Here is a 10,999-nt window from a genome sequence, read left to right as displayed (position 1 = left end):
GCCGAGTCCAGGAAATCGACCATTTCGAGATCGACGACATAGTTTTTCACGCCCGGCTCCACCTCCTGCCAGTCGGCGAGTTGGTCGCGGAACGCATCGACCGTGGCGGCGGTCAGCGCCTTGCCGACCCGCACCACGCCGATGCCGCGGTCCTTTGAAAACGTTACCTGCATTTCGAATCCTCCCTAGTATGCCCCGCGGCCGAACAGCACGGCGGGGATGGTTTTAAGCATGATGACGATGTCTTTGAAGATACTCTGGCTCTGAATGTACTGCATGTCGAGGCCGACCTGCTCGCTGAACGGAAGGTCGGCGCGACCGCCGATCTGCCAGAGGCAGGTCAGGCCGGGCTTGACGTGCAGGCGCTTGCGGTCTTCGAGCGTATAGGCCTTCACCTCCTCCGGCAGCGGCGGGCGCGGGCCCACCAGCGAGAGGTCGCCGACGAGCACGTTGAAGAACTGCGGAAGCTCGTCGATGCTCGACCGGCGCAAAAAGCGGCCGCACTTGAGCAGGCGCGGATCGTCCTTGAGCTTGAAGGTCACGTGTTCGCCCATGCCGTTGCGCTGGCGCAGTTCGAGTTGCAACGCATCGGCCCCGCGGACCATGGAACGGAATTTGTGAATGCGGAACACCTGCCCGTTGAGGCCGACGCGCTTCTGGGTATAGATGACCGGGAAGCCGTCTTCGACCAGAATGCAGACCGCCGCCAAAACGAATAACGGCGCCAGCAGCACGATGGCGGCGATGCTCACGACAATGTCGAGGGTGCGCTTGACCAGCAACAGGCTGCGCAGCATCCCTTCCCAGAAGACCAGCCGGAAACGCTGTTTCAGCTTCAGGATCTGGACATCCGCCTTGGTGACGGGGATGTCCATGCGGGCGAACATTTCACGGCGGGCCTTGTAGACCTGGCGATCCATTAATTGTCCTCCCCATCGATAATCGAGCAATAGGTCAGGTTCTGCGTCTGCACGCGGTAGCGTTCAATGCGGTCGGCAATGGCGTTGGTGATTGCCAGTCCGCGGCCGCGTTCGCCCATGTAGGCTTCGTCGAGCTCGCGGTGCAACGCCTCCTCCAGATCCCACTCGGTTCCTTCGTCGCGGATCACCAGCTGACAGACCCGCCCATCGATGCGCAACTGGACCCAGAACGAATCGTCTTCGCCCAAGCCGCCGTGGTCGACGAGGTTGGCCCCGAGTTCCATCACCAAAAGGCGCACCATCGCGGCCGTGTCCGCCGAGATGCCCAGCGACATCACCGCGGATTCGGACTGCCGGGCGAGATCGGAGACGAGATAGATGTTCCGCGGCACGGCTTGTTCGATCACGATCTTGAGCGGATCGAGCATCTGGATCGAGATCGCGGTGCAGTCGTCGGCATCGATGTCGTAGTTTCTTGCGGCGATGCGTTCGAGCAGCTCATTGGCCTTGTTCGGCGTCTCGGGCTGGCCCACCACCTCGGTATAGACCTCCTGGATGATTTCGCCGGAATCCTCGCCGGTGACGCGGTGCCGCGCTTCGAGCAACCCGTCGGTATAGAGCAGCAGGTAGGAGTTGCCTTCGTCGCGGATGACGATTTCGTCGCCGGGCCCGTAGGGGCGTTCGGGACCGAACGGGAAGCCGATCGGGGCGCCGCCGCGCACGGCGAACACGGCCGTATCCACCGGCACGCCGTTGCGGATGAAGACGGGACAGGGATGGCCGCAGTTCATGCAGCGCCACTTGAGCGTTTCGGGATCATGGATGGCCATGAACATGGTGGCATAGTAGGACGGATTGTCGATGCGGCGGCGAATCACCATGTTCAGCGCGTTGCACACCGCGGCCGGGCCTTGATCGGCATAGCGGTGGATCATCTCGCTGGCGGCCGCCTTCAGCAACGAGGCGATCATCGCGGGCGCAACCCCGTGGCCGGAGACATCGGCCACATAGACGCAATGCTTGCCATCCGGCAGGGAAATGATGTCGAACGCGTCGCCGCCGACGTCCATGCAGGGGCGGTAGGCGATCCGCACCTCGAAACGGTGTGAAAAATGGGGGATATCGGAAAAGAGCGAGCGCTGGATGCTGCCGGCGAGTTCCAGGTCGCGGGCTACGCGGTCGTTCCACTTTTTGAGTTCGTCGTTGCTTTGCTTGAGCGCCAGCGCATTGCCGACGCGCAGCACCAGCTCGCGCGGGTTGAACGGCTTGCGGATGTAATCCATCGCCCCCAGTTCGAACCCGGTCTCGATGTCTTCGATCTTCGACTTCGCCGTCACCATGATCACCGGGATATCCGACGTGCGCGGCTCGTCGCGCAACAGGCCGCACAGCTCGAACCCATCCATCTCCGGCATCATGACATCAACCAGAATCAAATCGGGTTGCTTCCGGACCGCCATCGAAAGCGCGGACACCCCGTCATCGGCATCGATCACCTCGCATCCGCGCGCTTCCAGCAGCTTTCGCATGTAGAGGCGGTTCGGCAACTCATCGTCCACCACCAGCACCCGCCCAGAGAGACTCTGCATCAGGCGCGAGGTGGTTTGCTCCAATGGGTTCTTGGGCACGAGCGAAAACATGCGTTGGCCTAGCCCAAGGATTCCATCCACTTGGCAAGCGCATCCACCAGCGGCTGCGCATCGGGCAGCCGATCGTCTTTGGCCAGGTTTTCGATCTCCAGGCCGAGCACGGAAATTTCCGGGAGCCCCAGCGTGCCGCCCATGCCCTTGATCGAGTGGGCCGCCATGCGGACCATTTCCCGGTCGGACTTCGCGAGTCCCTCCTGCAGATCGGCGGTCAACCGGCGGATTTCCTCGACAAAAACCTCGACCAGTTCATCGTCCACCTCGTCCGTATCCACCACGAATTGCTCGATCCGCGACTCCAGTCCCGGAATCAACTCCGCAACCCACGCGGTACTACCAAGAATATTCGCCATCCTTTACCTCCGATTTCACTAAGTCATTGAACGAGGTTAAATGATAACAGCATTCGGATGGGACGCAAATCCGCAGTCCATCAATTTCCCGAACCAAACGGGCACCGCGCGGCCCGCCGCGCTACGCCGGAAGGTCGAATTTTCGGCGGGCCATGGGGGCGCTTTCGATGGCGGCCTCGATGCCGATCTCGACATGGTCGATCCGCCCGCCGAACGCCTGTTGCATGGCGGCCAGACTGCGCCGATAGAGTTCGTCGTAGCAACTGCGTTTGGTTTCCATGTCGGTCACGAGGTCGAACGAAATGCGGTACGGCGGGGCATCGCCCTCGGCGCGCAGGTCGTGGACGTCGACCATGCAGGGTTCGCTTTCGATATAGCGGTGCAGGGCCCGGTTCAACTCCTCGAACAGCGGATGGGTGCGGTCGACCGGATCGAGATGCGCCAGCGCACGCCATTTGAAATGGTGTTCCACGGCATCTTCGGCCCGTTCGGAAACCAGGTGGGCCTCCACCAGACTCATGCCGGCATCCACCTCGATATGGAACGAAACCATCTTCACGTCGCCATAGTGGTGCACCATGATTTCGTGCACGCTCATCACGCCATCGACGTCGACCACCGCATCGTGGATGGCCCGGACCTCGGCGGAGTCGGGCTTCTGGCCCAGCAGAATGTCGATGGCGTCGCGGGCATAGGAAACGCCCGTGTAGAGAATGAAAATCGCGACGCCGACCGCGGTCCAGCCATCGACCGCGCCCCACCCCATCTTCGAACTGACCAAGGCAATAACGACCATCAGGGTGCAGACGATATCAAACGTATGGTTCCACGCATCGGCTTCGAGCACCTGCGATTTCGAAAGGCGGGCCAGTTGGCGGGCGAAGAGCGCCATCCAGGTTTTGACCACGACCGTGATGCCCACGCCGACCAGCAACCAGGCCGGGGCTTCGATCGGTTGCGGGTTGAAGATCCGCACGATTCCCGACTTCGCCACTTCGGCGCCGACGAGGATCAGCGCGATCGCCAGCACCAGCGTCGCGACCGCTTCGATGCGTCCGTGGCCGAAGGGATGGTCCTCGTCGCGCGGCTTGCGCGACCACTGGAAGCCGAGGGCGATCACGAGCGAGCTGCCCATGTCGGTCAGGTTGTTGGTGGCATCGGCAATCATCGAGACCGACCCCGAAACCATCCCGAGCCCAAACTTGGCCGCCGCCATCAAGGCGCTCAAGACGGCGCTCGTCCAGCCCGCCAGCATGCCGAGGCGCGTGCGGTTGTCGTGGCTGTCGGCCGGCAGCTCGGCAACAAGAACCCGGCGCACCAGGAAGTTCATGAGGGGAAACGGCAGTCTGTGGTTTGAATTCTTCATAATGAAAAGGGCGTCCCATTAACTGGAACGCCCGTCAAGATAGACTAATTAAGTACTGGAAGTCTACTTAACCTTTTCCTCCTTGTGCCACAGCAGAACCACCGGGGTGGCGACGAAGATCGAGGAGTAGGTACCGACCAGAATACCGATGAACAGCGCCAGCGCGAAGTCCTTGACGGCACCGCCGCCGAAGACCAGCAACATGACCACGGTCAGCAAGGTGGTGAGCGACGTCAGCACCGTACGGCTGAGGGTCTGGTTGATGGAGAGGTTGGCGATTTCCTGATAGGACTTGCCCTTCTCCAGCTTGAGGTCCTCGCGGATGCGGTCGAACACCACGATGGTGTCGTTGACCGAGTAGCCGACGATGGTCAGCAGCGCCGCAATGATCGGCATGCTGAGTTCGTAGCCGAGCGCGCAGTAGATGCCGACCGTGATCAGTACGTCATGCGCCAGCGCGATGATCGCGCCCATGGCGAAGGCAAACTCGAACCGGAGCGAGATGTAGATGATGATTCCGATCAGGGCGAAGACGATGGCCGCGATGCCCTTCTTCTTCAGTTCGGAACCGATCTGGGAACCGACGCTGTCGGTCTTGATGATCTCGGGGTTTCCATCGAGGACCATTACGGCGTCCTGGGCCTGGATTTCGGCGCCTTCCATCTCCTTGAGCTTCATGTCGAGGAAGAACTCGCCGCCGGCAGTCATCGGCGTGAGCGACGCGGAACCGAAGCCGGCCGCATCGAGCGTCGAACGGACGGTTTCGAGCGGTTGCTCCTGCTCGAACTTGAAGGTGGTCACGGTACCGCCCGTGAAGTCCACGCCGAAGTTGGCGTCGCCCTTCGTGAAGAAGAAGATCCAGGAGAGCACGATGACCGCGATCGAAAGCACCGCGGCGAACTTGCGGCCGCCAAGGAAGTTGAAGTTGGCGTTCTGCAGGAACGGGATCGACATCATCTTGATCGACTTCAGGATGCCGGCATCGGCCATCGTATTGAAGAAGAGTCGGGTCATGATGAGGACGATGAACATGCTCACCAGAATACCGGCGCTCAGGGTGATCGCGAACCCGCGGATCGGGCCGGAGCCTTGCCAGAAGAGGATGGCGGCCGTCAGCAACGTGGTTACGTTGGCGTCGAGGATGGTGCTGAACGCCTTGTTGTAGCCCGCGTTGATGGAACCGGAAATCGACTTGCCGACCTTCCATTCTTCGCGCATGCGCTCGAAGGTCAGCACGTTCGCATCAACGGCCATACCGACCGTCAGCACGATACCCGCAATCCCGTAGAGCGTCAGCGTCGGCAACGAAACGGCGGAGCCTTCCAATGTTCCGGAAACCACGCCCAGGAAGCCGGCGGAAACCACCATGCCCACGGGCAACAGAATCAGCATGAAGACCAGCGAAAGGTTGGCGATGAGGCCCGGCACCATGTAGTAGACCGCCATGAACACCAGCACGGCGAGGCCGCCCCAGATGATGGCCATCATGCCGCTGTCGATCGAGTCCTGCCCAAGCGTCGGGGCAACGGTGCGCTCTTCGACGATCTTGACGCGGCCCGGAAGCGCGCCCGCCTTCAGCACGTTGGCCAGCTTGCGGGCCTCGGTGATGGTGAAGCTGCCGGAGATCGAGGCGCGGCCGCCATAAATGGCTTCGCGCAGGTTGGGCGCGGAATAGAGCGTATCGTCGAGGATGATCGCGAGCTGGCGCCCGACGTTGGCCTCGGTGATGCGGCCGAATTCCTTGGCGCCTTGGCTATCGAACTCGAGGGTGATTTCCGGCGCGCCGGTCATCTGGTTCGGGGAGACGCTGGCATTGACGACGGTGTCGCCGCCCAGCTGGCGACGGCGTTCGATGAAGCGCGGACGATAGATGACGGAATCGTCCTGGTGACGGTCTTCCATCAGCATGTAGTCGGCGCTCTTGGAGCCGAAGCGTTCGAGGCGCTTGAAGTAGTCGCGGTTGAGCTTTTCATCGGAGAGCGCGGAGCGATCGCGGACGAAGAAGGGGCCGGACTGATCCGACCCGGCCATTTTGAAGCCCTGCGGGATCTGCCCTTGGCCAACCAGTTCCGCCACCCAGGCTTCGCTTTCGGTGTGGACGAGCTTGAAGCTGAGTACGGCGTCGCGCGACATCTGGGCCTTGGCTTCGGCGCGGGTCTGCGAGTCGGCGCCCGGCAGACGCACCACGATGCGGGTGTCGCCTTCCGGATAGATTTCCGGCTCGGCGGTGCCGAGAACGTCGATACGGTTGCGGATCACCTCGACGGCGATTTCGCGCACGCGCTTGATCTGCTCAAGCAGCTTCGAGTCGCTGATTTGCTCAACGCTCTTGATCTTGTCGTCCGACTCCACCATTTTCCGGGCGACGTCGTCGGCGTCGACTTCGACCACGAAGCTGGAACCGCCCTTGAGGTCGAGCCCGAGCACGATCTTGCCGCGCGTAACGAGGTTGCCCTCGTCGTCGTATTTATCGAACGGCGGGAACGCCAGGGTCAGCGACCAAATTACGAGAACCCCAAGAAGGAGCCACTTCCAAAGTTTGTTCTTATCCATTGCGGTAAACCTTTCTTACTTGGAGCCTTCGATTTCGGTCGGGGTTTCGCCCTTTTCGAGAATCTGTGAAATTGCGGCGCGAACCACTTCGACCTTGGTGCTTTCGGCGATGCGGATGATCAACGTGGATTCCTTGACGTTGACGACTTCGCCAATGATGCCGCTGGTGAGCAGGACGCGTGCGCCGCTCTTGACGCTGGCGATCATCTCTTTGCGCTCCTTTTCACGGCGCTTCTGGGGACGGATCATCAGGAAATACATGATGGCAAACATGATCGCCATCATTCCAATGAATTGGAACTGCGAGCCCCCGGCAGAATCCGTTGCGGCCGGCGCAGCTTCGGCGAGGGTTAAGGGTAGTAGATACATCTAGTTGTTCTCCTTTACGTTTAAAGCGTGATCCTCAAGTACCACGCGATAGCCGGAGTGGAATTCCGTGCGGAATTCGTTGAATCTCCCCTCCTCTATCGCCGTTCTCATCTCTCTCATAAATTCCAAATAGCAATGCAAATTGTGCATCGTCACCAACCGCAGCCCGAGAATCTCGCCGACGTTGAGCAGGTGGCGCACATAGGCGCGCGTAAAATTGCGGCACGCATAGCAGGTGCAACCTTCCTCCAACGGGCGGGTATCCTCTTTATAGAGGGCCGCTTTCACAGGGTAGCGTCCGCGGCGCGTCGAAACCGTTCCGTTGCGCGCCTGCCGCGTGGGCATCACGCAGTCGAACATATCGACTCCGCGCGCGACCGACTCCACCATCTGGGCCATCTCTCCAACACCCATCAGGTAGCGCGGCTTCTCCTGCGGCAAGTGGTCGACCGTGTCTTCCACCCCGCGAATGATCAGCTCATCGGGCTCCCCCACGCTCACGCCGCCAATGGCATAGCCGTCGAAATCCATCCCGACGAGCGCCGTGGCGCACTCTTCGCGCAATTCCGGAAAAACACTGCCCTGCGCAATGCCGAAAACCAACTGGCCATCCGCCCGGGGCGCTTCCCTGCAAATAGCCGCCCAATCTAGGGTTCTGCGTACCGCTTTGCAAGCGTAATCCTTTTCACAGGGATAGGGCGGACATTCGTCGAAAACCATGGCGATATCGGAACCGAGCTTGCGCTGGATTTCCATCGATTCCTTCGGCCCGATGAAGTGCTTGCGGCCATCGGAATGCGACTGGAACGAGACGCCCTCGTCGGTGATCTTGTTCATGGAACCCAGACTGAAAACCTGGTAGCCGCCGCTGTCGGTAAGGATGGCGCGGTCCCAGCCCATGAATTGGTGCAGGCCGCCGAGTTGATGGATCAGGTCGGGGCCGGGGCGGTCGTTGAGGTGGTAGGTGTTGCCCAGCAGGATTTCGCAATCGAGATCATGCATTTCCAGCGGCGACATGCCCTTGACGGTCGCCTGCGTGCCGACGGGCATGAATACGGGCGTTTCGACCTTGCCGTGCGCCGTATGGAAGGTGCCCCGCCGGGCCTTGCTCGTGGCGTCCGTGCGGTGCAGTTCGAATGTTCCAACAGTTTTAGTCATAGAATTTATAGTGTTTCTTTTTACGATTCATTCGGCGGCGCCGTCGGCTCGAGCCCCTGCGCCGGCATCGGTTACTTCACGTCTTCATAAAACTTCGCGAAAGAGGTCAGCATGTAGGGGATCAGCCAGAAATAGCCAATGCCGAACGTGAAGACCGTCGCGAACAGCGCCCAGCCGAAAAAGCGCCAGTGGAGACAAAAGAGCTTCCATTTGTTGCCCTTCATCATCTCCTTGCTTCGGCCGATGGCCTCGAGCGGCCCGCAATCCTCGTCATCGGCGATAATGAAATAGGCCATGGAATAGCGGAACACCGCGATCAGCCCCGGAATGACCAGCAACAACGACCACAGAAAAACAAAGAGCCCCACAAAGAAATAGCAGGTGAATGCTTTCCAGAAACGGCGGAACCCCAGAAACAGCAGCTCCATCCGGGCCTCGTTTTCCTGGGCAATCCCAAGAAAGAAGCCCATGAAGCCCACCAGAAAGGCCCCCGAAACGAGCAGTTCGATGACCGAAACCGAAAAATACAGGGCGGAGGTCGCCGCCGCCCCATGGGCACCGCCCGCCGAACCGCTCATCCAGACAAAGAACGCCGTCGAGGCAACAAAGGCATAAAAACTCGCAACCAGCAGGGAATAGAGCAAATAGCCCAGCATCGCCAGGCCCCAGTTTCCCTTCAGCGAATCTCTCGCCTCGACCATCAACTCCTTATTCGAGGTGCCGAAACCGCCGCCGCCCGCATCCAGGGGCGGCAACACATCGCCTGACAACATCCCATCCAAACCAGCCATGGTTTTCCCCTTCAAAAATTAAGGGGCGAATATTGCCCCAATCCATCCCCTAAACCAAGCCGGAAGATACGGCAAGGTCGGCATGCCCAACCGCCATGGTTCCCGTCCCAAAACAGGGCAAACCAAAAAAAACGCGAGAAACTCCTTGTATGGAAAAAAGAATCCGCTAGGTTGCTTGGCCTCTTCACGAGAAAGATTGCGGGGTAGAGCAGCCCGGTAGCTCGTCAGGCTCATAACCTGAAGGTCCTTGGTTCAAATCCAAGCCCCGCTACCAACTTTAAAGGCCGGAACATTCGTTCCGGCCTTTTTTTATGCACCTTTCGCGAAATCCGATGGCGTTGAAGGAACTAAAGTTACAATTTGAAGAACCCCGTAAAATGGCGCCCGATTACAAACACATTAACAAACGCACCACCAACACATCCCCAGGAATTTGAACGATGTAGCCCTTCAGGTGGGCGCCCCGAAGGGCTCGTGTCAGATCAAGATCAACGATCCTCGGGTGCGTCCTACAAAAACCCACCACTACCCCGACTGGCCCCTAGCGGCGGGCTTCATACATTGCATCGACTTCATCATCGATCATCTCCCGTACCCATTTGGGCGACTTGACCGTGCAGTAGCGGCCCCAGGCCATGATCCACCGTTTAACTTCGACATCGCCTTTGGCGCTGAATTCCAGCTCCACTCCACCGTCTTCCAGCACCTTGGTTTTTTGATTGGGATGCCACTGCTGCTCAAGCACCTGTTCGGCAATCTCGGCATCAAAAACCAGTTTTACTGCAAACGGCTCGTTGTCACCGGCAAAACGATAGAGCGTGTTTCCCAGAAATCTCTGGGCGTCAAACCCGGCATCATTAACTGGCTCCTTGAGCAAACGGGCCTTTTCGATGCGCCCGAGGGAGAGTTGGCGAAAGTTCTCATAGTCATAGAAGCGGACGAACAGATACCAGGCACCCTGCAGGTTGGCCATGTGCAATGGACTAATGACTGACTTCTTCCCCTGATAGATGATATCCAGCCGGCGGCGCGACAGCAGGCCGGTTACAACGATTTCCCACACATCGGGTTTGATCGGCATCGACGGCGGAGCAGAAAAGGAGAATCTCGAAAAAAGCTCAGCAGGATTCAGCGAAATTGAATCAGGTAAAACATCCGAGAGTTTTTCGAGTACCGATTCCAGTTTGGCAGCAATGGGAGTTCCGCGATACTGCTCCAGTGCGCGGGAGCCGATGACCAAGGCCGTCAACTCCCCCTCGTTCATCGCAATGGACGGAAGCATGAAGAATTCATCGGTGTAGCAAAACCCGCGCTTAAGGGCATCGTATTCAATGGGAGCGCCTAGCTGGTATTTCATGTATTCGATATCGCGCTGTATCGTTTTGGGTGAAACCTCCCACTTTCGGGCAAAGGAGGAGCAGTTGGGATATTCCCCTCGGCGCATTAAGACATCGAGCTCCATCAACCGCCGCATCTGCGTCTTAGATCTATTCATGCCCCTAGCCTAGGCATACGACAAAGATAAATCAACCGGTAGGACGAATAATGTCCGACACTAAAATCCCATTGGCCCTCTATTCGCACCTCGTTTGAAAGCCACTTCTTTTTTCAATTCCTGAACCACATTGCAATGGGTCAGATTATTGCCAAGGAACCGGGAGCGCTGCCAAACCGCCTTAATGTCGCCGGGACAGATGTTGTGGATACCGGACAACCGGGACGCAACCTCAGGAACGAGGGGCTCCTTGATTGCGGCGAAATATTGCCGGTAGAGTCGCAGCATACCGTCCGGGGTAAGCGGCAGGAACTTCACCTTGAAAGCAAAGCGGCGCATGGCGGCCTC

The 10,999-nt window shown here is 59.2% G+C and carries 10 protein-coding genes, 1 tRNA gene and 1 pseudogene; 1 reads left to right on the top strand and 11 read right to left on the bottom strand.

From position 1 onward, the window contains the following. The 9 genes from ABYO54_RS07830 to ABYO54_RS07790 all read right to left on the bottom strand — a co-directional run. On the bottom strand, nt 1–173 hold a 173-nt coding region (locus ABYO54_RS07830; protein WP_372807694.1), incomplete at its 3' end, for an STAS domain-containing protein. Between the two features lie 12 nt (nt 174–185). Beyond that, nucleotides 186–920, bottom strand: a complete 735-nt coding sequence (locus ABYO54_RS07825; protein ID WP_372807693.1) for a sugar transferase — start codon at nt 918–920, stop codon at nt 186–188. Further along, nucleotides 920–2,560 (bottom strand): response regulator, encoded by a 1,641-nt coding sequence (locus ABYO54_RS07820; protein WP_372807692.1) that lies wholly within the window; start codon nt 2,558–2,560, stop codon nt 920–922. The genes ABYO54_RS07825 and ABYO54_RS07820 overlap by 1 nt, the downstream gene beginning before the upstream one ends. Before the next feature lie 8 nt (nt 2,561–2,568). Further along, entirely contained in the window at nt 2,569–2,919 is a 351-nt protein-coding gene (locus tag ABYO54_RS07815) for an Hpt domain-containing protein (RefSeq protein ID WP_372807691.1), read from the bottom strand. Between the two features lie 121 nt (nt 2,920–3,040). Beyond that, the gene (locus ABYO54_RS07810; RefSeq protein ID WP_372807690.1) at nt 3,041–4,285 is read right to left on the bottom strand and encodes a cation diffusion facilitator family transporter; all 1,245 of its coding nucleotides are present in this window, start codon (nt 4,283–4,285) and stop codon (nt 3,041–3,043) included. Between the two features lie 63 nt (nt 4,286–4,348). Further along, nucleotides 4,349–6,838, bottom strand: a complete 2,490-nt coding sequence (secD, locus tag ABYO54_RS07805) for a protein translocase subunit SecD (protein ID WP_372807689.1) — start codon at nt 6,836–6,838, stop codon at nt 4,349–4,351. 15 nt (nt 6,839–6,853) lie between these two features. Next, nucleotides 6,854–7,207 carry a preprotein translocase subunit YajC gene (yajC, locus tag ABYO54_RS07800; protein ID WP_372807688.1) on the bottom strand — a complete coding sequence of 118 codons (354 nt, stop codon included), beginning with the start codon at nt 7,205–7,207 and terminating at the stop codon, nt 6,854–6,856. Next, nucleotides 7,208–8,365, bottom strand: coding sequence for a tRNA guanosine(34) transglycosylase Tgt (tgt, locus tag ABYO54_RS07795; RefSeq protein ID WP_372807687.1), 1,158 nt, complete (start codon nt 8,363–8,365; stop codon nt 7,208–7,210). Nucleotides 8,366–8,436: 71 nt separating this feature from the next. Continuing rightward, nucleotides 8,437–9,156, bottom strand: coding sequence for a DUF975 family protein (locus ABYO54_RS07790; RefSeq protein WP_372807686.1), 720 nt, complete (start codon nt 9,154–9,156; stop codon nt 8,437–8,439). Between the two features lie 197 nt (nt 9,157–9,353). On the opposite strand from ABYO54_RS07790, the gene ABYO54_RS07785 reads away from it, so the two are divergent. Next, nucleotides 9,354–9,430: transfer RNA gene (locus ABYO54_RS07785), tRNA-Met, on the top strand. Between the two features lie 267 nt (nt 9,431–9,697). On the opposite strand, the gene ABYO54_RS07780 is transcribed toward ABYO54_RS07785, so the two are convergent. After that, nucleotides 9,698–10,651: a helix-turn-helix transcriptional regulator gene (locus ABYO54_RS07780; protein ID WP_372807685.1), complete on the bottom strand. Its 954-nt coding sequence runs from the start codon at nt 10,649–10,651 to the stop codon at nt 9,698–9,700. A 60-nt stretch (nt 10,652–10,711) separates the two neighbouring features. Then, nucleotides 10,712–10,999: pseudogene (locus tag ABYO54_RS07775) on the bottom strand (hypothetical protein); the annotation flags it as partial.

It is taken from the genome of Pontiella sp. (assembly GCF_041622395.1).
Lineage (GTDB): Bacteria > Verrucomicrobiota > Kiritimatiellia > Kiritimatiellales > Pontiellaceae > Pontiella.
This window is presented reverse-complemented; position numbering and strand designations above follow the sequence as displayed.